Below are 25,930 nucleotides of genomic sequence, written 5' to 3' on the forward strand. Positions count from 1 at the left end.
AGCCGGGTGCAAAGCCGCGTAGCGTCGGGCCGCGGTGCGGCGATCCAAGGCTTGCTCTGTAGCGCTTTATGCTGGCCAAGTCCCTGAAAGATCAGATCGTTGCGCTGGGGGCAGCCAAATCGCCGTGCCGTGGGGGCGGCCCGGCGATGCGCGGTGGGCTGACGCCCTTGAATCCGCGCCAGTCAAAGACTGCAACACCCTCGAAGCTGTCATTGTATAGCTTTTGTCAGGTGGCGAACACGAGCTAACCAGCCGCAACGCCGCCATAGTGCTCTGGTGACTGCATTGCTCCGTGTTACCCCGCGCGGTTTATGCCCCGGAACCGGGCCCGCGCGCGCGGGTCCTTGTCGAACAAGGCGGCCAGCTGCTCGGTCATGGCACCTGCAAGTTGTTCAACATCCGTAATCGTGACCGCGCGCTCATAATAGCGCGTCACGTCATGGCCGATCCCGATGGCCAGCAACTCCACCGCGCGGCGCCGTTCGACCATCGCGATCACATCGCGCAGATGTTTCTCAAGGTAGTTGGCGGCATTTACCGACAGGGTTGAGTCATCGACTGGGGCACCGTCAGAGATGACCATCAGGATACGCCGCGCCTCTGGCCGGGCCAACATGCGCCGATGCGCCCATTCCAGGGCCTCGCCGTCGATATTCTCTTTCAGCAAGCCCTCTTTCATCATCAAGCCCAGATTGGGGCGCACGCGCCGCCACGGTGCATCGGCCTGTTTGTAGATGATATGGCGCAGGTCATTCAGTCGGCCCGGTTGCAGGCTGCGCCCCTCTTGCAACCAGCGTTCACGGGATTGCCCGCCCTTCCACGCACGGGTGGTAAAGCCCAGAATCTCGACCTTGACATTGCAACGCTCCAACGTGCGGGCCAGAACATCGGCACAGATTGCCGCAATGGAAATGGGCCGCCCCCGCATGGAACCGGAATTGTCCAGAAGTAGCGTCACCACCGTGTCGCGGAACTCCGTGTCTTTTTCCTGCTTGAATGACAGTGGCGTGGTCGGGTTCGCCACCACCCGCGCCAGACGGCCAGCGTCAAGAATGCCCTCGTCCAGATCGAACAGCCACGAACGGTTCTGCTGCGCCTGAAGCCTGCGCTGCAATTTGTTCGCCAGCCGCGATACGGCCCCTTTCAGCGGTTCAAGCTGCTGATCGAGATAGGCGCGCAAACGTTCCAGTTCTGCCGGTTCGGCCAGATCTTCGGCGCGCACTTCTTCGTCAAACTCTGTGCTGAACACTTTGTAATCGGCGCTGGCTTCGGAATGTGGCGGCGGGGCGGGGGGTTCCAGCGGGGCGTCGGCCTCTGGCATCTGCGCCTCGTCAGACATCTCGTCGTCCGAGTCGTCATCAAGCGCGACATCGGCCTGCGCGCTGTCTTGCGCGGGGCTGTCCTCGTCGCTGTCCTCATCTGACTGTTCGTCCTGTCCCTGACTGTCGGGGTTTTCCGGCTCTTCTGCCTGCTCTTCGCTGTCATCCTCGCTGGCGTCATCTTCGTCACCAGTCTCATCCGGGTCATCGCCCAGCTGGTCGCCATAGCCAAGATCTTCGATCATCTTGCGCGCGAACCGCGCGAAGGCGGCCTGATCGTTCAGAACCTTTTCCAACCCGTCAAGGGTGCCGCCCGCGCGTTCCTCGATGAAACCGCGCCACAGATCCAGCACATGGCCGGCCCCTTCGGGCAAGTCGCGGCCTGTCGCCAATTGGCGGATCATATAGGATGCAGCGACAGATAGCGGCGCATCCTGCCGGTCGCGAATCTGGCTGTAACCTTTGCGGGTTGCCTCATGCGCGATGCGTGCGTCGATATTTTTGGATGTCCCGGGCATGTGGCGCGCGCCCACAGCCTCGCAGCGGGCCTCTTCCATGGCCTGATACAGATCGCGCGCCATCTGCCCCTGAGGCATGTACCGGGCGTGCAGGCCATCGTCGTGGTAGCGGTGGCGCAAGGCAAGCGTGTCGGCGGTGCCGCGCGCCAGCAAGACCTCGTCGCGGGTCATGCGCCGGGTGACTTGCGGCAAACGCATCGAATCGCCGCTCATGCCGGGGGGGTCAACCGAGTAGGTCACCGTCATCTCTCGCGCATCTGCCATCGTGCGCGCGGCCTCGGAAAGGGCCTTTTTGAAAGGATCGGCTGGGTTGTCGGTGCGGGTCATGCGCGGGTCCGGTGCTTGTACAGTCTGGACCGAGAGATAGACCAGAGCAGCGGGAAAAGAAAGAATTTCGCGCCACTTATTGCCGCAAATCACGACTGGGCCAAATACGGGCCGCAACATCCCGCAGTATATGTCGCACAAACGCTTGCGCTGCCGGAACGCCTCTCGCAGCTTGGGACCGAAGGCGGCGTAAACAGGTATAGCAAGGTTTCAGTTATTCAATTCATGGTTGATGCAAGCCACTTTGCTATTTCAGACCTGCCTGGTAACTAAAGACAATACTCCGCAAAATTTGCATGGATTCCGCTTTCTTATATTAAAAATCCAGAAATCAGGCTGTTTTGAAGATTCAAAACAATTCTTGCAATTATTTCTTTATCTGTGCGATTGTCGCAAGAGATGAACTTATGGCCGCTATGGCGATTGAGGGTAAACATGACTGATCTCAGCACGCTGTCACTTGATGAGTTAAAGAAACTGCAAAAAGACGTTTCAAAGGCGATAGAGTCCTATGAGGAGCGTGCACGCAAAAAAGCACTGGCAGAGGCAGAGGCCGTTGTTCGCCAGCACGGGTTTACGATTGATCAGCTTTTCGGCAAAGCCCCGAAAGCAACACGTGCGCCTGTGGCCCCGAAATATGCCAACCCCAATGATCCGTCGCAAACATGGTCAGGTCGCGGGCGCAAACCCCGTTGGATCATTGAAGAATTGGAGTCAGGCAAAACGCTTGAAGACCTGAGCATTTGATCAAACAGATACCAAGCTTTCGGTCGATATTTAATTTCGCGACCGACATGTATGCGGCGATGACTGCACGAAATATAAGCCTCCTTTCTGCCGGGGTGGCTTTTTTCGCGCTTCTTGCGGTTTTTCCGGGTATCGCGGCGCTGGTTTCTGTCTTTGGCTTTTTTGCTGATCCGCTCATGATTCAAGATCAGCTTTCCTTGCTGCAGGATCTGGTCCCGCCTGCGGCTTATACATTGATGAGCAATCAGATCACGCGGCTTGTCTGGGCGAATGATGGTGTGCTTGGCTGGACCAGCGCGATTTCTGTCATTGTGGCGTTATTTCTGGCGCGCCGTGGGGTCGATGCCATGCTGGTCGGACTTTGCGCAATTCATGGCACACCGCGCAGATCAGGATTCTCGCACGCTTTGCGCGTTGCGGTTATCACATTCGGGATGTTGATCGTGGGGGTTGTTGCCTTGCTTTCAATTTTGATCCTGCCTGTATTATTCGCATTCTTTCCGATAATCGGCATTCAGGCCTTTATGATAGAGGTGACGCGCTGGTTTGTATCATTGGGGCTGGTCGCCCTTTGGATATGGGTGTTTTACCGAATTGGCCCGAACAGAGAGGATCACTCTCACGCGGTTATGCAGCCGGGGCTGATCTTGGCGATGGGCCTTTGGGTAACCGTGTCGGCAGGCTTTTCCTTTTACCTGAGCAATTTTGGAAATTATAACGAAATTTATGGCTCTATCGGGGCCGTGGTCGCGCTGTTGATGTGGTTTTACATCTCGGCCTATGCGGTGCTTTTGGGGGCTGTCCTGAATGCGACGCTAGAGATGCGCCGCGCTCAGTCCGCGTCAGATGCGCGTATGAAGTGGCAAGGTCCGATCAGGCCCATGTCGGGTGAAAACGGCCCGCCGGAGACAACGTGAATATCTCGAACCCGGTCGCGGTCACGCCGATTGAGTGTTCGAACTGCGCAGACAAGGATTTGTCACGCGTCACAGCCGTCCAGTCATCGGCCAGCACCTTTGTTTCAGGTCGCCCCAGATTGACCATAGGTTCTATTGTGAAGAACATGCCTTCTTCCAGGCGTGGCCCCTGTCCTGCGCGCCCATAGTGCAGCACATTTGGCGGAGCGTGAAAGACCCGCCCCAAACCGTGGCCGCAAAAATCCCGGACAACCGACATACGCTGGCTTTCGACATAGCTCTGAATGGCATGGCCGATGTCACCAAAGGTGTTGCCGGGGCGCACGGCTTCTATGCCCAGCATCAGCGCGTCATAGGTGACCTGAATAAGACGCTCGGCCTTGCGCGGCAATTCCCCCGCAACAAACATGCGCGATGTATCCCCGAACCATCCATCCACAATAACTGTGACGTCGATATTCAGGATATCGCCGGATTTCAGAACCTTCGGGCCGGGGATGCCGTGACAGACAACGTGGTTGACCGAAATGCAGCTGGCATGCTGGTAACCACGATAACCAATTGTCGCGGATTGCGCACCGGCGGCAGCGACCTTTTCGGTGATCAAGCGGTCAATCTCTGCCGTGGTCTGTCCGGGAAAGACATGTTCTGCAATTTCATCGAGGATGGTTGCCGCCAACAGACCAGCCTTGTTCATTCCGGCAAAATCTGCGCTTTCATGCAGGCGGATGCCTTCTTTCGTCATGCGTCCATCATGCTTGTCGTCCATGGCGCAACCCCTTATCGTTCATTTGTGGGGAAAATAGAGGGTCGCCCGTCGGAAAACCAGACCGTGTCTTGCCCTTTTGCTACGATTTTCACAATCGGATGCGAAGTAACCAAATGTTTTTTCTTCTCTTGCAACGGTCAGCGTCTCGAAGTGAAATATGAAACAGGACTCGAATATGGGCGTTTTCCCCAGCCAGTCGGAACGGAGTGATGATCTGAACACCGGCGATGACCCCTTGCAGATCCTTGCAGATGCACAGGAGTTGTTGCAACGCAGCAACTCTGACCGGCTGGATGCTGATATCGCGACAGTGCTTGAACTTCTTGGGCAAAGCTTCGATGCGGATCGGGCCTATCTGTTCCAGATGAAAGATATGCTGTTTGTCCAGAACACGCATGAGTGGCTTGCACCTGGGGCAACATCTGTTCAGGCCGACTTGCAGGAGACACCTTATTACATAGGCGAAATGCTATGGACGGCATTTCGCAAACACGGGGTCTTCCTGTTGCAGGATGTGAAGGCTGTTCCCGCCGGGTCGGAATTTCACAAGATGATCGTGCAGCAGGAAATACAATCAATGTTTGCCGCACCACTGTGGTCCGGCAACGAGGTTACCGGCCTGATCGGACTGGATTATTGCAAGGCTGCACGGACATTCAGCGCCCGCGACAGTTCGATCCTGCGCAGTTTGGCCGCCAGCATCGGACTTGCGCTTCAACGCGGCAAGATTGAACGAAAATGCAGTCACCTGAGCGCGGAAATCCAGACCGCCAATGACAAGATGTCGTCGATGGTCCTTGCTCTGCCAGAGTTGCTGATAGAAACGGATCAGGAAGGCGTCGTTGTCGGGTTTTATCAACGCCCGTCCTTGATCTTCGCGCTCAGCCCCGAAGAAGTGATCGGCCTGCCGCCAGAGGCGTTCTTGCCAGCACATGTCGCGCGAATAGTGCGCAAGGCGATGGCGCAGGTTGACACGGATGAATGGTCACAGACATTCAGCTATTCGATAGAGATTGATGGCCAGCGCAAACGCTTCACCTTGCATGCGACGCGACGCGGCAAACGGTATTCGGCGCGCATGAAAGGATATCTGTTCTTCGTCCGCGACATTACAGAGACATACCATCAGACGAATCGCATGCACCTGCTCGCACAAGCCGCAGAGCTTTCCAACAATCTGGTCATGCTCACAGATGAAGAACGGCGGTTGACCTGGATGAACCCGGCATCTGTCGCAAGAACAGGAATGTCACTTGACGATGCGCTTGGGCAACACCCTTGCGATATTCTGCGCCTGTCAGAGGCGACAGGCATCCCGGTTGAGGAGATACGCAGAAAGATTGAACTGGATGAACAGTTCAACCGCGATATTGCTGCCTTAAGCTGGACCGGGCTGCCTTATTGGATTGATCTGAATGTTCAGCCCTTGCGCAACGCAGAAGGCGAGATTCAGGGATATATGGTCGTTGCCTATGACGTGAGCGCGCATAAACTGGCCAATGCGCGCGCCCTGCGCGAGCATGCCCACACGATGGAGATGTCAGGGGATGCGATCTCGATCACGCAGCCAGATGGCTATCTCTCTTATATGAACCCGGCGATGCGCCGGATGATGAGTATATCAGCAGATGCCGCTGTCGAGACGCTGACATGGCACATGATCAACCCGCCATCCGTGATCGAGCGTTTTGAAACAATCCTGCCGGAACTTTATGCCCAGGGCCAATGGCGCGGTGAACTCGCCATTCCACAGCAGGATGCGGCAGATCGGTATTATGACCTGTCGATCTGGGTTCAAGACGATGGCAGTTTCCTGTCCATCGCACGAGAGACGACTGCGCGCAAGGCAGCAGAAAAACACAATGCACTATTGCGAGAGCAGCTTCAGATTGCACAAAGCCGCCAACAGATTGCGCAGCTTGCCAGTGGCCTGACGCATGATATCAATAATTATATTGCGGTGATCATGCACAGCATCGAAACGCTCAAACTCAAGGTCAGTCCAAATATTGCCGACAATCTTGAACGGATGGAGGCCGCGACCAGTCAAGTTCTGTCTTTGGCGCAGAACATGAGCAAGCTTGGTAGCCATGCAATCGAGCAGATAAGAACCGATATTCGTCCCATCGTGGAGCAGGCGACAGATTTGCTCCGCCCAAGTCTGGGTGGGGATGCAACGCTGTCGCTCAGCCTGCCCAATGAGCCCCTGCACATCGTTTGTGACCGCACGGAACTGATGCAGGCCTTGTTGAACCTGCTAATTAATGCACGCGATGCATTGCCAAACGACACTTCTTCTGAACGCCGGATCGAGGTGCAGGTCAGCGAGATTCATCCATCAGAAAATATTCCTGATGTCGATGTGGGAACCATCTGTCCACAGATGCGTTATACGCAGGTCGAGATCTGCGACACGGGAATGGGACTCGATGATTATGTGAAAGCCAGGATTCTGGACCCGTATTTCACGACCAAAGGCGAGCGGGGAACCGGGTTGGGCATGAGCATTGTTTCCAGAATTCTTGTGGCCAATCGCGGTGCGTTGCAAATCTGCTCTGCGCCGGGCGAGGGGACATGTATGCAAGTGTTCTGGCCGCTTGCCTCTCATACGGACCAGCCGGTGCCAATTCCGGGCCAGCCCAGACAGGTCGATGCTGCGGTTCTGGGTGGGATGAGTATTTTGCTTGTCGATCAGGATGATACATCTTTGGCCGAAGTTGCCGATATGCTGACAGCAGCCGGTGGCGAAGTCGTCAGTTGTCTGAGTGCCGAAGACGCGATTGACTCACTGAATGAAGACCCATCCCTGTGCAACGTCGTGGTACTGAATAGCAAAACCGGGATGTCGGGCACTAAAAAGTTGGTGAATATGTTATTACGTTACGCACCCGCCACGCAGATAGTATTGACAACAGACAAGAAAGACTCGCATTTTACAACGGGCGAAATGCAAAATGAAAATATGGTCGTTCTACAACGGCCGGTTGATGCGCTGCGACTGGTTGAAGCGCTCCATGAAGCAAAGCTGCGGAAAAAATAACAAATGCAAGCGCAGGCAAAAACATGCGACTACTGATTGCGGACGATCACAAGCTTCTTCGAGACACGCTGGGCGCTTTTCTCGAATTGGAAAAAGATATCCAGATCGTCACTGCCGGAAATATCTCGGAAGCAGCGCAGCTTATTGCAGGATCCGAAGTGTTTGATCTGGTCTTGCTGGATTATGACATGCCCGGCATGAACGAACTGGAGGGGTTGAAGTCCATCCTTGATATGCCCAACGCGCCGCCGGTCGCGCTGATTTCTGGCATGGCACCGCGCGCGGTCGTTGAACGGGCCTTTTGCTTGGGCGCGCGCGGCTTCGTGCACAAGACAATGACCGCGAAATCGCTTCTGAATGCCATTCGTTTCATGGCGCTGGGAGAGCGCTATGTCCCCGTTGACTTTCTGACAGAAGCCGAACCCGCGACCGAGGCACAGGCCGCCATCCCCGGACAGGTACAAGACCGCCCGCGCCTGACCCCACGTGAGAGCGAGGTTTTACAAGCGCTCTGTGATGGCATGACGAACAAGGAAATCGCGCGTTTGCTGAACCTGAGCGAGCCGACCATCAAGCTTCATGTCAAAACCCTGTGTCGCAGGTTGGGGGTCAATAATCGGACACAAGCGGTGATGGCCGCGCTTTCGCTAGGGTTGAATTGAACCGGCAGAGTGTGGCGAAGGACAGTGTTCTGCGACAGGAAATTTCACAACCGCTTGTTTTTCGGTAAAAATCTTGTTACACTTTGTGCAAGCTGCCAAAGAATGCAGCATGCGAGAGGCAGGCATGATTTCATCAAAACCGCATGGCGGCGTGTATGCAATCGAATGGAACGCGACGCAGATTGACGGTGCGGCCGGGCTGGACGCATCCTGGTTGCGCGTCGGGGCCAATTGGCTGTGGCACGGAACAGCAATCCGGCTTGACAGCAACAACGCGGGTCTGCCGCTTGTTCATCCGATCACGCATAAAGATATTCGCGAGAATGCGCGCGCAATCGCGCAGCGCCTATGCGGGACCATTCCACCGCCGGACGGCATGTCAGAGATCGACATATTGCCCGCCGGGGCGTTCAGGCTGACCGACGGCGAGACCTGCTATACGGCCCGGATCGCTGCTTCGGGTCAACACATGCTTGTTGTGTTTGAAGGACCGCCCCCGCAACCGGGCAAGCTGTGCTGGATCACGCATCACAACCCGGTTCAACAGGCCGATCATGTCCCGCCTCAGGATGTCATCTGCTTTGCATCCGACACGACAATCGCCACGGCGCAGGGGGCCGTGCCCGTTGCGCGGCTTCGGCCCGGCGATTTGGTGCAAACGCGCGACAATGGGCTGCAACCTGTGCTGTGGTTGGGGAAAACCGCCTTATCCGGCCTTGCCCTGCGCAGGCATCCGCATCTGCGACCGGTCCGGTTGCGGCGTGGTGCCTTGCGTGACGGGTGCCCGGTTGAAGACCTTTGTGTTTCACCAGCCCACAGGATCGTTGTCAGCGGTCGCAAGGCGGGCGATCTGTTCGGTTGTGAGGAAGTGCTGGTGCGGGCAGGCGATATGATCGACTATACCAATGTTAACCAAGATCCCGCGCTGCATGGTGTTGTCTACATGCACCTTCTGCTTGAGTCGCATCAGATCATCTTTGCCAATGGCGTTGCAACTGAAAGCTTTCATCCGGCAATGGCCCCGGCCCAGACATTGCGCGCGCACAGGCGTGATTTACGGCAAGTGTGCGAATCCTGGGTCTTAGCGCCCGAAAGTTATGGACCAGTTGCGCGCCGTTACCTTGAGGCAGGAGAGGCAGCACTTCTGGCCGCCTGAACCCTTCATAGCGCATTGACACCACCCGCACCCTCTGTATAAGCGCGCAGTCTGCGGCGCCTACGCGCCCGGATTTCATTGGTGTTGGGGGTCCTCGCAAGAGGCAACCTGTCGCCCGCCACAGCGGGAGAGGACAACGCCCTTCATATCGCCCCTTCCGGGGCAGAAACAGAAGGAGATCAGCCGTGACCAAACGCACGTCTGCCAAGTACAAACTCGATCGCCGTATGGGCGAAAATATCTGGGGTCGTCCGAAAAGCCCCGTCAACCGCCGCGAATATGGTCCCGGCCAGCACGGGCAGCGCCGCAAGGGTAAACTGTCGGATTTCGGCACCCAGCTGCGCGCCAAGCAAAAGCTGAAGGGCTATTACGGCGACCTGACCGAAAAGCAGTTCCGCCGCATCTATGCCGAGGCAGAGCGCGTCAAGGGTGATACAGGTGAAAACCTGATCGGTTTGCTGGAACGCCGCCTTGATGCTGTGATCTACCGCGCCAAATTCGTGCCGACAGTTTTTGCTGCACGCCAGTTCGTGAACCACGGCCACGTGACCGTAAACGGCACACGCGTCAACATTCCAAGCTACCGTGTCAAGGAAGGCGATGTGATCGCAATCCGCGACAAGTCCAAGCAACTGGCCATCGTGCTGGAAGCCGTTGGTCTGGCAGAGCGTGACGTGCCTGATTATCTGGAAGTCGATCACTCGAAGATGACAGCGACCTTTGTGCGCACGCCATCGCTGGGTGATGTGCCTTACCCGGTTCAGATGGAACCGAACCTTGTGGTCGAATTCTACGCGAAGAACTGATCTTCGCCCGGATTTACAAGACCCGTCTTGCAAAACCCCGCCAGATTGGCGGGGTTTTTTGTTGCGCCAATGCGGGCCGGTAAAAGATGCGCAAGTCAGTGGGTGCGCTGCGTGAAAGCGTGATGGCAAGACGATGGTTCACCGGCGGCAGAGGTTTTTTTCGATCTGGCGCTCTCGCCGCTCACAGCCGAACAGGTTCATGTTCTCGAACAGCATGAAACTGTGCACGGGCTACCGCCAGATCGGTCAGAACCGATCCAGAAGGCGGCGCAGATAGTCCAGTTCGGCCTCTGGGCGGTCCAGTTCGGCGGAACGGCGGCGCAACTCTTCCAGCAAATCTTGCGCACGGCGATAAACATCTTCACCCTGCAACAGGTTGTCATCCGTGCCGACCTCACCACCTTGGTTGCGGTCGCGGCCCAATGGGTCGCGGCTGGTGCCATCACCAGTTTCATCCGCCGCCTGATCGCCCTGTTGCTCGCGCTGGTCCTGCGCGCGGGCTTCGTTCATGGCGCGCATTCCATCGCGCATGGCTTCCATCGCATCTGCCTGACGGCTGAGTGCCTCGCCCGTCTCGCCGTTCTCCAATGCTTCGGCGGCTTCTTCCATCGCGCGTTGCGCCCGCTCCAGCGCTTCAAGGGCGGCATCACCTTCAGGCGTGCCTTCGCCGGGCAGGGGCTGAAGCTGCTGGTCACGCAACTGCTCGGCCAGGCCGCGCTGCCGATCACTCAGGCTGCCCCCCTGACCCTCGCCTTCACTCTCGCCCTGTTCGCCTTCGCCTTGCTCGCCTTCTGCGCGGTCGTCACCATTGCGGAATTCATCCTGCAATTCATTGAACGTGTCGTCTGACAAATCCTGTTGTTCGCGCAAGGTCTCACCCAGACCCTCCATCGCCTGATCACCGGGCATGCCTTCGCTGCCCTGACCTTCGGCAACCTGCAAATTCTCCAGCAGGGCATTGAGTTGGGCCAGAAGCTCTGCCGCTTCTTCCATGCGGCCTTCTTCCATCAGCTCCTGAATCCGGTCGAGCAATTCCTGAATCTGGTCCTGCGTGATCTCCATGCTTTCGCCATCCATCGGCGGCTCGCCACGTTCGCGCGGCTGCTCGGCAAGCTGGCGCATGTAATCGCGCATCGCCTCGCGTAATTCATCCATCAATTCGGCAATCTCGGCCGGGTCGGCGCCATTGCGCACGGCCTCATCCAGCATTTCCTGCGCGCGGCGCAGTCGTTCGCGGGCGTCGGCCAGTTCGCCTTCCTCCAGCAAGACAGCCAGATCCCACATCTTCTCGGACAGCTCATCGCGCAGCGCATCATCCATGCTGCCGTGGTCAAGGCTGGCCAGCAGCATGTCACGCGTTTCGAAAAACCTGATGCGCCCTTCGCTGGAACGGAACGCATCTTGTGGCCGGTGCCCGATCGCCTTCATCACCTCGCCGATCCGTGCTGCGTTTTCACGCGTCCACAGCAGATCGCGCCGCAATTCGATAACCGCAGCCGCCATCGGGTCAAAGAAGCGCCGCCCCGGCAACACCATCTTCGTGGCCTCGGTGATGTCGGTCTGCCCGCGCGCGTCTTCGACTTGCAGCGCAATCGTCACAGGCAGATTTGCCCATGGGTGCTGCGAGAAATCCTCGATAAAGGCATCTTCAATCTCGTTGCGGGAACCAGAGGCGGGCATGGGCAAGGGCAAGGCAAGATCCGCGCGCGGTTCCGGCTCTGTGGCCAGACCGAAGCGGCGTTCGACATTCTCTAGGTCCAGCGCGATATGAACCTGCCCATCGACCACGCCATAATCATCGCTGGCGATGAAATCCTGACGCATCAGCCCGCCGCGTTCGCGTTCGGCGCGGCCTCTCAGGGCCACTTCTGGCGGCTGGTCAACCAGCGCCACCACTTCCCAGTCGCGCCCGGCCGGGCCACGCACGCTCAAGCGGCCAGAGCGCTCGATCTCGAAATCCTGCGCCATGTCGGTGGGGTCATATTCACCACGATCTGACAGGCTTTCCTGCACCGACATGATGCCTTGCTGACCATAGAACCGCACCGTCACGCGGCTGCCCTGCGGCAGGTCCAGCCGCACGCGGTCCACTTCGTTCAGATAGAGGCTGGGCCGCCCTGTATAGCTGGGCGGTTGCACCCAGACTTCCCATGACGGGCCAAGCGCCACCGCTTCGGCGCGCCCCGGAAGCTGGGCAATTTCCGGCAGTTCCGACACGCGCGACGGGGCACCGAACAACAAGGCCACGACAAACCCCGTCAGCGCCACATATCGCAACCCGAAGCGGTCAAACCGCGCCAGACGGGTGTCGCCTTTCACCGCGCGGGCCTGTGACAGCCGCGCTTGCATCCGCGCCAGATGCGCGGCCCATACGCGGCGTGACGCGGTATCCTGCGCGCCGATGGCCTGTTCGTCTGCAAGCGTGCTGATAGGTCGCCCGGGCATTGAGGCGTCAAGACGGTCAGCGGCCTCGGCCAAAGTCGGAAGGCGCAACCGCCACATGCCCAGCCCGAAGCTGACAAGCAACGCGGTAGCAAAACCAATAACAACAGACAGCGCCCAGACAGGCGGCAACACGTCCTGCACACCAAAGCCAAGCGCGGCGATGCCAAACAGAAGAACGGTCGTGAAAGGCCAGAATGCGCGCGCCAGCCGTTCGGCCCATAACCCTGCCAGAGTCCCGCGCAAGGCGCGGCTCAGGGCCGGATCGGTCTTTGGGCGGGCTTTCCGTCTGCGCATAGGTCCTCGATGGCGGTTACGGGATCGGCATTATCGCAACCACTTCGGCAACGTATCGCGATTAATGATCTCGTCAAAGCTTGGACGCGCCCGGATGACAGCATATTGATCATTTTTCACCAGAACTTCCGGGATAAGTGGGCGTGTGTTGTATTCCGACGCCATGACAGCACCATAAGCGCCAGCAGACCGGAAGACGACAAGATCGCCGGGAACAAGTGGCGGCATATCACGCCCTTTTGCAAAGGTATCACCTGATTCGCAGACTGGCCCAACAATATCGACCGGGCTTTGTTCGACCGCTGCGGTGGCTTCGACCACGGGTACGATATCATGATAGGCACCATACATGGCCGGACGGATCAGGTCATTCATGGCCCCATCAAGGATCAGGAAGTCACGCCCTTCGCCCTTTTTCAGATACAGGACCGAAGCTACCAGAATCCCGGCATTCCCGGAAATCAGCCGCCCGGGTTCGATTTCGATCTCGACATCCAGATCGCCCAGCACACGCTGGATCATCGCGCCATATTCCATCGGCAGGGGCGGCGTCTCGTTCGAGCGGGTATAGGGAATGCCCAAGCCCCCGCCAAGGTCCAGACGCCGGATGCTATGGCCATCAGCGCGCAAGAGGCGGGTCAGATCGGCAATTTTGGTAAATGCCGCCTCGAAAGGGGCAAGATCCGTCAACTGGCTGCCGATATGCACATCCACCCCCACGACCTCTATCCCCGGCAAGGATGCGGCCAGCCGATAAATCTCGCGCGCCTGCGAAATCGGGACACCGAACTTGTCTTCCTTGCGCCCGGTGGCGATTTTCTCATGGGTTTTTGCGTCCACATCGGGGTTCACGCGCAGCGTGATCGGTGCCACAGCCCCCAGAGTGGTCGCCACACCGGACAGCACGCGCAATTCTTCGGCCGATTCGACATTGAATTGCCGGATGCCATGCGCCAGCGCAAAGCCCATCTCGTCGCGGGTCTTGCCAACGCCGGAAAAAACAATCCTTTCGCCGGGAATGCCCGCAGCCAAAGCGCGGCGATACTCGCCGCCCGACACAACATCCATCCCGGCACCCAGATCGCCCAAGGTGCGCAGGATCGCCTGATTGGACAGCGACTTGATGGCAAAGCAAACCAGATGGTTCATGCCCGAGAGCGCTTCCTCAAACAGGCGAAAATGACGGGTGAGCGTGGCGGTGGAGTAGCAATAAAAAGGTGTGCCGACCGCAGCCGCGATATCGGGCAAGGGCACATCCTCGGCGTGCAGAATACCATTCTTGTACTGGAAATGATCCATCAAAGGCGCTTTCAGTCAGGCGGCGGGGAAGGGGGGAGAGGGCGGGAGCCTCCGGCGGGAGTATTTGGCGCAAGAAAATGACCCGGATACAATATCCCGGTCAATCAGGGCGCGAACGCAGGAACAGGTAAAGAGGCAGGCCACATGACACGCCGATGCAAAACGTGGCCGGAATGGCCAACAGCCCGATGAAGCGGCGCCGCTGCCATGTTTCCACCAGCACAAAGACCGTCAAAGCCACAGCCGCAATGGTCAGGTCCCAGACCAGCCCCGTGGTCGAGGCATTGGCGTGCCAGGCATCGACCATGGCCATCAGCGACCATTCATTCTGCACAAACCATGTGATGAACCAGTACATCGGGTGGATCGTGCCCCAGATGGCCAGAGCAAGGTATGTCAGGCGAAGCGCGCTCATAGTTTTGTTGTTACCCCCATGATGACCTCTCCGCTTACAGTCACACCGGGTGATGTCTGGCTTGTATAGGTCGGCGGCGCTTCGGCCCCGCATGCAGCAAGGGCGAGGGCAAGGGCGAGCACTGTGTATTTCATCAAAGTCCCTCTTTCCAGCGTGCGATCTGGGCACGCACATTGTCGGGCGCAGTGCCGCCATAGCTTGTCCGGCTGGCGACCGAATTCTGCACCCCCAATACAGAATAGACCTCTTGCGTGATTTCGCCATGAATTTTCTGCATGTCCTGCAAGGTCAGGTCGGGCAGATCGCAGCCCTTGTCTTCGGCCAGCTTGACCAGCGCGCCAGTGACGTGATGCGCCTCTCTGAAGGGCAGGTTCAAGGCGCGCACCAGCCAGTCGGCCAGATCGGTTGCGGTGGAAAAGCCCGCGCTGGCCGCCTGTTCCAATGCAGCGCGATTGGCCGTCAGGTCGCGGACCATCCCCTCCATCGCGGCAAGGCCGAGAATCAGGTTATCGGCGGCATCGAACACCTGTTCCTTGTCTTCCTGCATATCCTTGGAATAGGTCAGCGGCAGCCCCTTCATGACTGTGAACAAGGCCACTGTCGCGCCGAGAATGCGGCCAAGTTTTGCGCGCAGCAATTCTGCGGCGTCGGGGTTGCGCTTTTGCGGCATGATGGAAGAGCCGGTCGAAAAGCGGTCGGACATGCGCACGAAGCGAAACTGTGCCGAGGACCAGATCACCAGTTCTTCGGCAAAGCGCGACAGATGCATGGCGCAGATCGAGGCCGCGCCAAGGAATTCCAGCGCGAAATCGCGGTCTGACACGGTATCGAGCGAATTGGCTGTTGGCCGGTCGAAGCCCAGTGCCTGTGCGGTTATATGGCGGTCGATCGGGAAAGATGTGCCTGCAAGCGCGGCGGCCCCCAGCGGGCATTCATTCATGCGCTTGCGTGCATCTTCGAAGCGGCTTTTGTCGCGGGCGAACATCTCGACATAGGCGAGCATGTGGTGCCCCCAGGTCACCGGCTGCGCGGTTTGCAGATGGGTGAATCCCGGCATGACCCAATCCGCGCCGGCCTCCGCCTGTGCAAGAAACGCCCGGATCAGCGCATCCAGCCCCGAGATGGCGGCGTCGCATTGTGCGCGCACCCACATGCGGAAATCCAGCGCTACCTGATCATTGCGCGAGCGCGCAGTATGCAATCGCCCGGCGGGCGCGCCGATAATCTCGCTCAGGCGGGCTTCGACATTCATGTGAATATCTTCCAGCGCGGTCGAGAAGGTGAACGCCCCTGCCTCGATCTCTTGCAGGACTTGCGCAAGACCGGCATCTATGGCGACAGCGTCTTCGGACCGGATGATCCCGGTTGCGGCCAACATGGCGGCATGGGCGCGCGAGCCTTCGATATCTTGTGGTGCAAGGCGTTTATCAAAGCCGATGGAGGCATTGATTGCCTCCATGATCGCATCGGGCCCCGCACTGAAGCGCCCGCCCCACATCGTATTTGCCGATTTCGTGTTCATCGTCAGTTTCCCGTGCAAACGCAAATTCGCTACGGCTATACGCTTGCCATGCTTCAAAGGCAATCAATGCGACCGGGCGCGGGGTGCCGGGAAAAAACATAGCATTTTAATCAACGGCGCCGAATTAACCCGGGCTTAAAGCATCAGCGACAATGTGAGGAAAAAGCCGGAGAATTTCCATGCAAATGCCCCATCTTGTGACCGAACCCGTTATTGACATTGCTGATTCCTCGCCCCTGTCCTGCGCCATGCGCGAGCAAGGCAAAGACACTTTGAAAATGGTGCGCGCCGCGCTGGATGAACGGCGCGCGACGCTGGCCTTTCAGCCTGTCGTTCAAGCCAGAATGCCCAAGCGCGCTGCATTTTACGAAGGGCTGATCCGAATCATCGACCATACCGGGCGTGTCATTCCAGCGGGAGATTTCATGCATGCGGTCGAAACCAACGAATTGGGTCGGCGGATCGACTGTCTGGCGCTTGAACTGGGGCTTGCCACGCTGGCATCCGAGCCATCGGTCAGGCTGTCGGTCAACATGTCCGCCCGCTCGATCGGGTATCCCGAATGGCTGGCCACATTGGAACGCGGTTTGCGCAACAGGCCCCATGTGGCAGAGCGCCTGATCCTCGAGATCACGGAATCCTCTGCGATTCTCATGCCTGATCTGGTGACAGGTTTCATGCAGGACATGCAGGAGAGGGGCATTTGTTTCGCGCTGGATGACTTCGGCGCCGGATACACGGCTTTTCGCTATCTGAAGGATTTCTACTTCGATATCGTCAAGATTGACGGGTCATTCATCCGCGATATCACGCATGAGGCCGACAATCAGATTCTGGTTCAGGCTCTGGTCTCGATTTCGCGCCATTTCGACATGTTCACAGTCGCCGAGTCGGTCGAGACGGCAGAAGACGCCCAAACCCTGATCAAAATGGGCGTCGACTGCCTGCAAGGCTACTATTTCGGTGCGCCCTCTCTACAGGAGCCGTGGAAAGTGTCGCAACTCCGCCCACGCCAGACCGGGTAACGCGAAAACCACCAGTCTTGGGGGGCAATCTGCCGGGGTTGCGGGACAGTTCTGGCTAAGGTGTTTGGGTAAACTACTTGACCCGAACGGGACCGTTGGGCGCATCCATGCGCCTAACGACCTTTGTTTGCAAAGCTACACAACCGCGCCCATATGGCTTTCTCTCAGACTATGCCACAGTAGCATCCCGCCGACGGCGGCCATGCGGCCATATCGTGCCAGCGGCAACATCCGGTTTCGCCACATCGAGGCAAGCGCAGTTTAGGGTTGCTTCTGTGCTGCGTGTCATGTCCAATCGGGCCAACACGCTTGGCGGCATGTCTTGCCCGGCGCGACAGGAGCAGCGACCAGCGCAAACGGAGGGGAACATGGCGAAAAAGATCTTGTTGCCAATAGACCTGAATTCACCCGCGTCATGGATAAAACCACTGGCCGAGGCGCAGCAGATGCTGGCCAAAGGCGGGGAATTGCATGTTGTCAGTGTCTTGCCGGATTTCGGCCTGTCGCTTGTGGGGACGTTTTTCAAGGCGGGCTTTGAACAAACTGCCCTGCACCAGTTTGGCGAGGCGCTGCGCAACTGGGTCAGACAGAATGTTCCCGGCTCGGTCGAAGTTCACCCCCACATCCTGCATGGCAATATTTATGACGAGATATTGCGCGCCGCAGACAAGCTGGATGTGGACCTGATCATTCTTGCCGCGCATCGCCCCGAAGCGAAAGACTATCTGCTTGGCCCGAATGCCGCGCGGATCGTCCGCCATGCAAAGCAATCCGTCTATGTCGTGCGCGACTAAGCGAGCCCGCGCCTTAGGCAACGGGTGCCCGCAGATCAATTGACAAAGCGCCCTCTACCCGCGTGCCTGTGCTGGTCGCCGCCCCGTGCGCCGCAGATCGGCGCTTGTCATTTGTCGATGTGAATGATGAACATGCCCCAGTGCCTGCCAGAAACCGGGCAGGAAAATGTCCAAGGGCCGACATGCAGGCGATTGCATCCAATATGCGCTTCGCACAGGCATTCGGCTATTCGTTACAGATGAAGGAGCCACACCCATGACCCATGATGCAACCCTTGCTGCCGCTGGCCTGACCAAGGCCGAACTGACAGGCGGCACGCTTGCGGTATATTCGCCGATCGACGGGGCCGAAGTGGCACAACTGCATGAAACGCCCGCCGACGAGATGGCGGTCATCATTGCCCGCGCGCAATCCGCTTTTCGCCAGTGGCGCAATGTCCCGGCACCGCGCCGGGGCGAATTGGTCCGCCTGCTGGGCGAGGAATTGCGCAATGCAAAGGCGGAACTGGGGGCATTGGTCACACTGGATGCAGGCAAGATCACATCCGAGGGCCTTGGCGAAGTGCAGGAAATGATCGACATCTGCGATTTCGCTGTGGGCCTGTCGCGCCAGCTTTATGGGCTGACCATCGCCTCGGAACGCCCCGGTCACCGCATGGCAGAAACATGGCATCCCATGGGGCCAGTCGGGATTATCTCTGCCTTCAATTTTCCGGTCGCTGTCTGGTCATGGAATGCCGCACTGGCGCTGGTTTGCGGCAATCCGATCATCTGGAAACCGTCCGAGAAGTCGCCGCTGACCGCGATGGCCGCGCATAAATGTCTGGAACGCGCGCTGGAACGTTTTGGCGATGCCCCAGAGGGGCTAAGCCAGCTTGTCATTGGCGGACCAGAACTTGGCGCGGCCCTTGTCGATAGCCGGGATGTGCCCATCGTGTCTGCCACCGGCTCCACCCGGATGGGCAGCCTTGTCGGGCCAAAAGTCATGGCGCGGTTCGGTCGGCCAATTCTGGAATTGGGCGGCAATAACGCCATGATCGTTGCCCCCTCTGCCGATCTGGACATGGCCGTGCGCGCGATCGTGTTCAGCGCTGTGGGCACGGCGGGGCAACGCTGCACTTCTCTGCGCCGCCTGATCGTGCATAACTCGATCCGCGAAGGGCTGGTTGAAAAACTGAAAGCGGCCTATGCCACGCTGCCGGTCGGTGACCCGCGCACAGACGGCACGCTGGTCGGCCCGCTGGTGGACAATGGCGCACGTGCGCGGATGCTGGAACAACTGGACCGCGCGCGCGCCGATGGCGGCACCGTTCATGGTGGTGCAAGCGTGTCCGATGGCGTGCCGCAGGGCGGCGCCTATGTCACACCCGCACTGGTGGACATGCCCGCCCAGACCGACTGCGTGCGCGAGGAAACCTTTGCCCCCATCCTTTATGTGATGGGCTATGACACGCTGGAAGAGGCGATCGAGATGCAAAATGATGTGCCACAAGGGCTGTCTTCGTGCATCTTCACCCTCAACCTGCGCGAGGCGGAAACCTTCCTGTCGGCATCCGGGTCCGATTGCGGGATTGCCAATGTCAATATTGGCCCCTCAGGCGCTGAAATCGGCGGGGCCTTTGGCGGCGAAAAGGAAACCGGTGGCGGGCGCGAAAGCGGTTCTGACGCATGGAAAGGCTATATGCGCCGCCAGACCTGCACAGTGAACTACTCGGCTGAATTGCCATTGGCGCAAGGGGTGCGCTTTGACATCTGAGCCGAACCTCTGGCGGGTGACCAGCCGTGAAAGCGTTGATGCGCAACCGCTATCAGATGATCTGAGTGTTGATCTGGCCGTGATCGGCGGCGGTTTCACCGGCTGCGCGGCGGCACTGGAGGCCGCGCGGGCGGGCGCATCGGTTTGCTTGCTGGAGGCAGAGCAGATCGGCCATGGTGGGTCTGGGCGCAATGTCGGGCTGGTCAATGCCGGGCTGTGGCTGCCACCGCAAGCCGTGATTGACCAGATGGGCCAACAAGCCGGTCTGCATCTGGTCCAGACGCTGGCGCAGGCCCCAGAGCAGGTCTTTGCACTGATCGCGCGCGAAGGCATTGAGTGTGATGCCACGCGCAATGGCACTTTGCATCTGGCGCATTCTGCGGCGGGCCTGCGCGATCTGCAAGAAAGGTACCGTCAGGGGGTGGCGCTGGGCGCGCCATTGCGCTTGCTGGATGCGCAAGAGACTGCGCAAAGGGTGGGCAGCGATCAGTTCCACGGTGCGTTGTTCGACCCGCGCGCAGGCACGATCCAGCCGCTGGCCTATGTGCAGGGGCTGGCACGGGCGGCGCAGGCGGCTGGTGCCGCGCTGCACATACAAAGCCCGGTGACCAGCCTTGAGCGCGCGCAGGGTGAATGGGTCTTGCGCAGCAACGGCCACACTGTGCGCGCGCGCAAGGTGCTGGTTGCGACCAATGCCTATCACCTTGGCATCACTGCGCCATTCCAGCCCCACTTCGTGCCCGTGCATTACAGCCAATACGCCACGGACCCGCTACCAGAGGCGTTGCGCAAGGTCATTCTGCCGGGGGGCGAGGGGTGTTGGGACACGGCGCTTGTCATGTCGTCCATGCGTATGGATCAGGCCGGGCGGTTGATTCTTGGCGGTATCGGCAATGGTGAGGGGGTGGCTGGCGGTCTGCATGCCGCTTGGGCGCAGCGCAAGATTTCGGCTGTGTTCCCGGCGCTGAAAGGGTACAGCTTGCGCCATGGCTGGGCCGGACGGATCGCCATGACCAAAGATCACTTGCCAAAAATTGTCGCTTTCGGCCCGGATGCGCTGGCGTGTTTTGGCTATTCTGGCCGCGGTATCGGCCCGGGCACGGTGTTCGGTCTGAACGCTGTGCAAGCGCTCTTGCGGGGTGACACAGAGGGCTTGCCGGTCGCACCTGTCACCAGCCATATCGAGCATTTCACCACCCCCCGCGCGCTTTGGGTCGAGGCTGGTGCAAGTCTGGTCCATGCGGGCGCAGCCCGGTTTGGCAGTGGCAAGCCCCAGCCCTGAGTGCGGCGCGGCGATGCGCGGCGGGCTTATGCCCTTGATTCCGCGTACCAAAGCAGCAGGTCTTGTCAAAACAATCCGGGCCTAAAGCGTGGTCTGGCCCTTGAGCTTGGCAAATAGCACCCGGCCCATAATCCGCGTCATCAACTCCGGCGCAAATCGACCGAGCATGGCCGCAAGCTTGGCGCCGGCCCCCGGCAACAGAACGAACCGCCCGCGCGGGGCGTCAAGCACGATCTGCGCAACCTTTTGCGGTGCTATGCGGCGGTCAGCGCGGGCACCCTTTGGTGCGTAGCGGGTGGCATGGGGGGTGTCCATCGGTCCGGGGCATAGCAATTGTACCGCAATGCCCGCCCGCCGCATCGGCTTGCGTAGCGAACGCGCGAATGCGGCCAATCCGTCCTTGCTGGCCGCGTAGCTGGCCGCGCCGGGATAGCCGGTGAAACACGACAAGGAGGCCACAAAGACCAGCCTTCCCCCCGGTGCCATCGCGCGACGCTGCTGCAACTCCAGACTTAACCGCATCGGCGCATGCAGATTGACGCGGCTGACTTGCCGGTGCGCCTGTGGGCTGATGCCCTCGAATGGGCCTGTTGCACTGATGCCCGCACTGAGCACCGCAAGGTCGAAGGGGCCTTGTTGTGCGAAGGCCGTGCCGATCTCATCCCATCTTGCAGGGTCGATGCTGGACAGATCATGGCGCAGCCATGTCACCGTGTCCGGCATCTCTGGCGGGCAATCGTCAATATCAACAACGGTTATCTTGTAACCTCGTGCAATGCAGTCATGCAGTAGCGCCGCGCCCAGACCGCTGGCTGCCCCGGTCAGCAAGATATTCATCACGCGCGCCCCCCTGCCAGTTTTCGCCACAGCATGTTTCGACCCACCTGAGCGAAGGAAACCACTTGCCTGTCCGCCCCGCGCGGGGTGTCAAGCCGGTCCAGAAGCGTCATCGCCACCGCGCGTGGTGACAGAAACAGGCTGTCCATCATGTCGCGCGGGCGTCCCGCGCGTTCTGACATTCCAGTCGCCACCGGGCCGGGGTGCAGCACGCGCACCCGAACCGATCCGCGCCATTCTTCGGCCAATGCGCGGCCGAACCCGTCCAGCGCGCCCTTGCTGGCAGCATAGACCGGCATCCCCGCCGCGCCCCGATGCGCGACCGAGCCGATCAATCCCAGCGTGCCGCCCTGCAATTTCGGGTGCAGCATCTGGGTCAATTGCAGATTGGCGTCGAAATTGATCTGAAGCACCTCTGCCATCTCTGCTGCTGTTTCTTCGGATAGCGGGCGGTAGCGTCCCGCACCTGCATTCAGAATCGCGAGCGGCAGAGGGCCCGGCACCTCTTGCGCGGTCCATTCCGCGATGCGTGCTGCTGCATCTGCCTGCCTCAGATCAACCTGAAGATAGGCGCAATCCGGGTAATCCGGGGGCAGGTCGTGCAAGGGGCGGCGCCCGGTCCCCAGCACCTGATACCCCCGCGCGACCAGTTCCTGCGCCAAGGCCAGCCCCAACCCGTGAGAGGCCCCTGTCAGCAGGCAGGTTTTCCCGGAATCCTTCATGCTAGCCCAACCCTTTTGCACAGATTTGGTTCTGTATATGCACAGAACCAAAGATGGGACAGGGGTAGACAAGGTCAATGCAGCCTTAACCTGCGCGCCCGGTGCATTACCCGACTTGATGGCGCATCATTCAGCACCATAATGACGATCATGTTCATTCTAAGCCCCGATACTGTTGCCAATCGCACTGCGCTGGACATCCGCTGGCTGCCCCGGCGCTTTCTGGGGCGCACGATCCTGTGGCCGCGCAAAGGGGGCTGGCGGTTGTGGTTGCGCGTGGTGTTTGAAACAGAGGTGTTGCGCTATGCGCTTGCCTTGCTGCCTTTTGTCGTCGCAGCACTGGTCTGGCAGGACTATGCCATCATCATTGCCAAAGCGCCGATCCTGATGCTGATTGCCATCTATCTGGTCGAAGCGCGCCTGCTGCGGGCCACATCCGCGCAACGTGCGGCGCTTGTGTCCGAGGCACAGGCCGATAGTGGGCTGGATATGCTGCGCGCCCGCGCCCGCGCGATCCTGACCAAAATCGCTGCCGGGCGCGGCTTGCAATCGGGCTGTCTGCATCTGGTGATCGAACAATCCGACTTGCTGCGCGTGGCCCCTTTGTCGCTGGTATCCGTCCAGTCGGACGAGGGGCCGGAGCTGTTGGCGCTGGATGAACAGGAACGCGCCCTGATCGAGGAGACGCTCTTCGCACCCCCTCTGACCGAACGCGCGCTGCAACGCATCGGGCTGGCCCGCAAGATCGAGATACATGATATCAGCTTCGAGCCGGTGCAGGTGTCCGCCCATGCGCGCATGGCGGCCCTGATGGCGGCGCGTTCAGCGGGCGAGTGAGAGGACATGCCCAAAGGGCATGGCGCGCGGCTGCGCCTGTGGGCTGGCCCAGATGACCGGGCAGCTCGGGCGCCTTTCGCCGGTCGGGCCGTCAAGGTCACTCAACACGATCAGAACCGAGGCAGACAGCGCCGAGGCGCGCGCCAGCACCGGGCGAAAATCCGTGCCGCCATCTTCGGGCAGGTCCAGCGTGGCAATACTTTTGCGCCAGTTGGCGGGGTCCAGCACACTCTCGCTACGGATGTCTTCGTCAAAGACCAGAAGCGTCACGCGGGCCTGCATCCGCCGGGCAATTCCACCTGTTTCAGCGACCAGCCTGCGCAAGACCTCCGCGGGGATAGAGCCAGAGCAATCCAGCGCCACCACAATCGACGGGCTTGCTTGCGGGGCTTGCAGGCGGGGCTGCCATGCGGGCAGGGGCACGCCGGTTTGCACTGCAAACCCCGCCTGCGCCAGCCAGCGCCGCGCCGGGCGCGCGGTGCTGGGGGCGGCGCGCTGAAGCGTGGCGCGCAGCAGCAACCGGCGCAGAACCAGTTCCCACGGGACATGCGGTTGCGGCAGATCGGCCAGCCTTAGCCCCAGCGCGCCCAGACCCACCCCGGCAGCACGACCGGCAGAGAGCGCGCGGGCAAGATGCGCGCGCCAATCCCCAGTATCGGCATGATCCGGTGCAGACCCTTCCTCTGCAGCAGCGTCGGCAGACGAAAAATCCGGCTGAAACCCTTGTTGCGCGGCATAGGCGCGCGCAAGGGCTTGGGTATCGCCGCCCTGACGGGCATTTTGCGCCCCACCGCCCCCCGATTGCCTGAGGCGGTGATACAGCCGCTCCGCATCCCATTCGGCCAGCGGGTTGCCTGCATCCGGCTTTGTGCCCACGGATGTCAACAGACCCGAAAGGGTCAGCGCCGGGCGGGGCAGGGCGTGGCCAGCGGCAAGAAGTGCCTCGTTTATCAGCGCATCACAGCCGATCTGCCAGATATCGGGCGCGAAATCCGCCCCCGTGCGGTCTGCCATGGCCTGCATTCTTCCGGGGTGTTGCAGGGCCACATGCAGGATGTGATGGCCCGCAAGCCCGATCTGTTCGTGCAGGGGCAGGGCTTCGAAGCCAGCGCCATAGCGGATTTCACCGCCCCGGGTTTCGGCCAGTAAAATGCGGTCGTCATCGCGGTGCTGACACCACAGCGAGAGTGTGGCCAGCGCGGGGTCTTGTTCCGTCAGCGCCTGCAAGGCTGCGGTGGCGCGGGTTGAGTGGCGCATCTCAGCCAAGGCCCGCCGCATCGCGTTCGCGCGCATAAGCGGCATAGGCGGGCGAGGTCAGAAAGGCGTCTTGCCAGCCCTGTTCCAAAGCCTTTGCGATCAGCAGTTCAAACCCGTGTGTGCCAAGTTCCGCAAGCGGCATGGCATCGAAGGGCGCGCCGCGTAATTTGCCCAAGCCCCGCAATTCGGCCATGATCTCGATGATCCGGGACAAATTCTGCCCGTCTGCCCGCGTGACCAACGCATAGACCAGCGCAGTCATCCCATGCAGCGCCGCCGGATAGAGCGCCAGGCGGTCTTTTGTTTCCAGCAACGCTTCTAGCTGAACCGTTGCGGCAATATCTTCGGCGATCAGCCGGAATTCTGCCGCGACACTTTCACCCAGCACCCCGGCAATTGCCGTGTTGCGCAGGCTGCGATCGTGGATCGTGCGCATCAATTCCGACACTCGCGCCCATGACCGCGGCGTGCAGGCGATCATCTCGCCGCGGCGCAAGGCATCCTCGATCGTGTCCAGACATTCCGGCCTTGTGCGGATAAAGGCGATCACGGCAGGGTCCAGCGCATTCGGCACGGCATAGTTGCGCAACCAGTCATCGGCACTGGCCCCAAGGCGCAGGTGGATCAGCCTGTCAGATAGCGCCGTTCCCATCTCATAGGCAATCGCCCCGTCCTCGACCATATTGCCCGCTGCAATCAGGAAACAACTGTCGGGCAGCCTGTGCGGGCCGACGCGGCGTTCCTGCAACAACCCGTAAACTGTGGGTTGAAGATGCGGCGCGGCAGCGGTCAGTTCATCCAGAAACAGGACAGAAGGCGCATCCGGGTCATCGGGCAGGTCTTCGGGCCGGAACCAGACAGTGCGCTTTGCTTCAAGGTCAAAGAAAGGCAGGCCGCGCAGGTCTTGCGGCTCTATCGTGGTCAGGCGCAGGTCATACAGGCGCGCGCCAATGTCATGGGCGAATTTCTGGACAATCTCGGTCTTGCCAATGCCGGGGCGGCCATGCAGCATCCAGCTGGCCAGAAACCCGTCGCGGCGCTGCGCCTCCCAGCCTGCATGCAACAGTTTGAGGGCCTGGCCCGTTGCGACAGGGGGGGTGTTGACCATGATCTTTTGTGTCCCGCTGAAATGCCTGTGCTCCAGTATCTGGTCCAGACCAGCCACTTGGCAAGCCCCGCAAGCG

22 protein-coding genes are annotated in these 25,930 nt (G+C 59.7%); 11 read left to right on the forward strand and 11 right to left on the reverse strand.

The window, feature by feature from the left end:
- Positions 1 to 295: 295 nt before the first annotated feature.
- Positions 296 to 2,164, reverse strand: coding sequence for a cobaltochelatase subunit CobT (cobT, locus tag EV660_RS02660; RefSeq protein ID WP_071482283.1), 1,869 nt, complete (start codon positions 2,162 to 2,164; stop codon positions 296 to 298).
- A 435-nt stretch (positions 2,165 to 2,599) separates the two neighbouring features.
- Between cobT and EV660_RS02665 the strand changes: the two genes are divergently transcribed.
- A complete protein-coding gene (locus EV660_RS02665) occupies positions 2,600 to 2,911 on the forward strand; it encodes an H-NS histone family protein (RefSeq protein ID WP_071481508.1) in 312 nt (103 codons plus the stop codon).
- Positions 2,908 to 3,828 (forward strand): YihY/virulence factor BrkB family protein, encoded by a 921-nt coding sequence (locus tag EV660_RS02670; RefSeq protein ID WP_071481507.1) that lies wholly within the window; start codon positions 2,908 to 2,910, stop codon positions 3,826 to 3,828. Before EV660_RS02665 ends, EV660_RS02670 begins: the two co-directional genes overlap by 4 nt.
- Here EV660_RS02670 and map read toward each other — a convergent pair.
- Positions 3,785 to 4,597 carry a type I methionyl aminopeptidase gene (gene map / locus EV660_RS02675; RefSeq protein ID WP_071481506.1) on the reverse strand — a complete coding sequence of 271 codons (813 nt, stop codon included), beginning with the start codon at positions 4,595 to 4,597 and terminating at the stop codon, positions 3,785 to 3,787. The two genes, EV660_RS02670 and map, sit on opposite strands and share 44 nt — an antisense overlap.
- Positions 4,598 to 4,754: 157 nt before the next feature.
- On the opposite strand from map, the gene EV660_RS02680 reads away from it, so the two are divergent.
- The 4 genes from EV660_RS02680 (at position 4,755) to rpsD (ending at position 10,261) form a co-directional block, all read left to right on the forward strand.
- Entirely contained in the window at positions 4,755 to 7,637 is a 2,883-nt protein-coding gene (locus EV660_RS02680; RefSeq protein ID WP_071481505.1) for a PAS domain-containing protein, read from the forward strand.
- A gap of 23 nt (positions 7,638 to 7,660) precedes the next feature.
- Entirely contained in the window at positions 7,661 to 8,299 is a 639-nt protein-coding gene (locus EV660_RS02685) for a response regulator transcription factor (RefSeq protein ID WP_071481504.1), read from the forward strand.
- A 124-nt stretch (positions 8,300 to 8,423) separates the two neighbouring features.
- Positions 8,424 to 9,455, forward strand: coding sequence for a Hint domain-containing protein (locus EV660_RS02690; protein WP_071482282.1), 1,032 nt, complete (start codon positions 8,424 to 8,426; stop codon positions 9,453 to 9,455).
- 185 nt (positions 9,456 to 9,640) lie between these two features.
- Positions 9,641 to 10,261 carry a 30S ribosomal protein S4 gene (gene rpsD, locus EV660_RS02695; RefSeq protein ID WP_071481503.1) on the forward strand — a complete coding sequence of 207 codons (621 nt, stop codon included), beginning with the start codon at positions 9,641 to 9,643 and terminating at the stop codon, positions 10,259 to 10,261.
- Between the two features lie 246 nt (positions 10,262 to 10,507).
- Here rpsD and EV660_RS02700 read toward each other — a convergent pair whose 3' ends face one another.
- The 5 genes from EV660_RS02700 to argH all read right to left on the reverse strand — a co-directional run bounded on the left by EV660_RS02700 (position 10,508) and on the right by argH (position 16,236).
- Entirely contained in the window at positions 10,508 to 13,000 is a 2,493-nt protein-coding gene (locus tag EV660_RS02700) for a DUF4175 domain-containing protein (protein WP_071481502.1), read from the reverse strand.
- A 30-nt stretch (positions 13,001 to 13,030) separates the two neighbouring features.
- On the reverse strand, positions 13,031 to 14,299 hold the full coding sequence (lysA, locus tag EV660_RS02705) for a diaminopimelate decarboxylase (RefSeq protein ID WP_071481501.1): 1,269 nt from the start codon (positions 14,297 to 14,299) through the stop codon (positions 13,031 to 13,033).
- 100 nt (positions 14,300 to 14,399) lie between these two features.
- Positions 14,400 to 14,714 carry a DUF2834 domain-containing protein gene (locus tag EV660_RS02710; RefSeq protein WP_071481500.1) on the reverse strand — a complete coding sequence of 105 codons (315 nt, stop codon included), beginning with the start codon at positions 14,712 to 14,714 and terminating at the stop codon, positions 14,400 to 14,402.
- A complete protein-coding gene (locus EV660_RS18550) occupies positions 14,711 to 14,848 on the reverse strand; it encodes a hypothetical protein (protein WP_157798949.1) in 138 nt (45 codons plus the stop codon). The genes EV660_RS02710 and EV660_RS18550 overlap by 4 nt, the downstream gene beginning before the upstream one ends.
- Positions 14,848 to 16,236 (reverse strand): argininosuccinate lyase, encoded by a 1,389-nt coding sequence (argH, locus tag EV660_RS02715; protein WP_071481499.1) that lies wholly within the window; start codon positions 16,234 to 16,236, stop codon positions 14,848 to 14,850. Before argH ends, EV660_RS18550 begins: the two co-directional genes overlap by 1 nt.
- A gap of 179 nt (positions 16,237 to 16,415) precedes the next feature.
- On the opposite strand from argH, the gene EV660_RS02720 reads away from it, so the two are divergent.
- The 4 genes from EV660_RS02720 to EV660_RS02735 all read left to right on the forward strand — a co-directional run bounded on the left by EV660_RS02720 (position 16,416) and on the right by EV660_RS02735 (position 21,093).
- The gene (locus EV660_RS02720) at positions 16,416 to 17,261 is read left to right on the forward strand and encodes an EAL domain-containing protein (protein ID WP_084634991.1); all 846 of its coding nucleotides are present in this window, start codon (positions 16,416 to 16,418) and stop codon (positions 17,259 to 17,261) included.
- Positions 17,262 to 17,629: 368 nt separating this feature from the next.
- On the forward strand, positions 17,630 to 18,055 hold the full coding sequence (locus EV660_RS02725) for a universal stress protein (protein ID WP_071482280.1): 426 nt from the start codon (positions 17,630 to 17,632) through the stop codon (positions 18,053 to 18,055).
- A gap of 256 nt (positions 18,056 to 18,311) precedes the next feature.
- Positions 18,312 to 19,811, forward strand: coding sequence for an L-piperidine-6-carboxylate dehydrogenase (gene amaB, locus EV660_RS02730; protein ID WP_071482279.1), 1,500 nt, complete (start codon positions 18,312 to 18,314; stop codon positions 19,809 to 19,811).
- The gene (locus EV660_RS02735) at positions 19,801 to 21,093 is read left to right on the forward strand and encodes an NAD(P)/FAD-dependent oxidoreductase (RefSeq protein ID WP_071481498.1); all 1,293 of its coding nucleotides are present in this window, start codon (positions 19,801 to 19,803) and stop codon (positions 21,091 to 21,093) included. The genes amaB and EV660_RS02735 overlap by 11 nt, the downstream gene beginning before the upstream one ends.
- A gap of 81 nt (positions 21,094 to 21,174) precedes the next feature.
- Here the strand turns inward: EV660_RS02735 and EV660_RS02740 are convergent, their stop codons facing one another.
- Both EV660_RS02740 and EV660_RS02745 read right to left on the reverse strand, forming a co-directional pair.
- Positions 21,175 to 21,930, reverse strand: coding sequence for an SDR family NAD(P)-dependent oxidoreductase (locus EV660_RS02740; RefSeq protein ID WP_071481497.1), 756 nt, complete (start codon positions 21,928 to 21,930; stop codon positions 21,175 to 21,177).
- A complete protein-coding gene (locus EV660_RS02745) occupies positions 21,930 to 22,652 on the reverse strand; it encodes an SDR family NAD(P)-dependent oxidoreductase (RefSeq protein ID WP_071481496.1) in 723 nt (240 codons plus the stop codon). The genes EV660_RS02740 and EV660_RS02745 overlap by 1 nt, the downstream gene beginning before the upstream one ends.
- Positions 22,653 to 22,793: 141 nt before the next feature.
- Between EV660_RS02745 and EV660_RS02750 the strand changes: the two genes are divergently transcribed.
- Entirely contained in the window at positions 22,794 to 23,489 is a 696-nt protein-coding gene (locus EV660_RS02750) for a hypothetical protein (protein ID WP_244927310.1), read from the forward strand.
- On the opposite strand, the gene EV660_RS02755 is transcribed toward EV660_RS02750, so the two are convergent.
- Together EV660_RS02755 and EV660_RS02760 are read right to left on the reverse strand one after the other, a co-directional pair.
- Positions 23,475 to 24,746, reverse strand: coding sequence for a vWA domain-containing protein (locus tag EV660_RS02755; RefSeq protein ID WP_071482277.1), 1,272 nt, complete (start codon positions 24,744 to 24,746; stop codon positions 23,475 to 23,477). The genes EV660_RS02750 and EV660_RS02755 overlap by 15 nt on opposite strands.
- A gap of 1 nt (position 24,747) precedes the next feature.
- The gene (locus tag EV660_RS02760) at positions 24,748 to 25,857 is read right to left on the reverse strand and encodes an AAA family ATPase (protein ID WP_071482276.1); all 1,110 of its coding nucleotides are present in this window, start codon (positions 25,855 to 25,857) and stop codon (positions 24,748 to 24,750) included.
- Positions 25,858 to 25,930: the final 73 nt, after the last annotated feature.

This window comes from Roseinatronobacter bogoriensis DSM 18756 (assembly GCF_004366635.1).
In the GTDB taxonomy this organism is placed as follows: Bacteria; Pseudomonadota; Alphaproteobacteria; order Rhodobacterales; family Rhodobacteraceae; genus Roseinatronobacter; species Roseinatronobacter bogoriensis.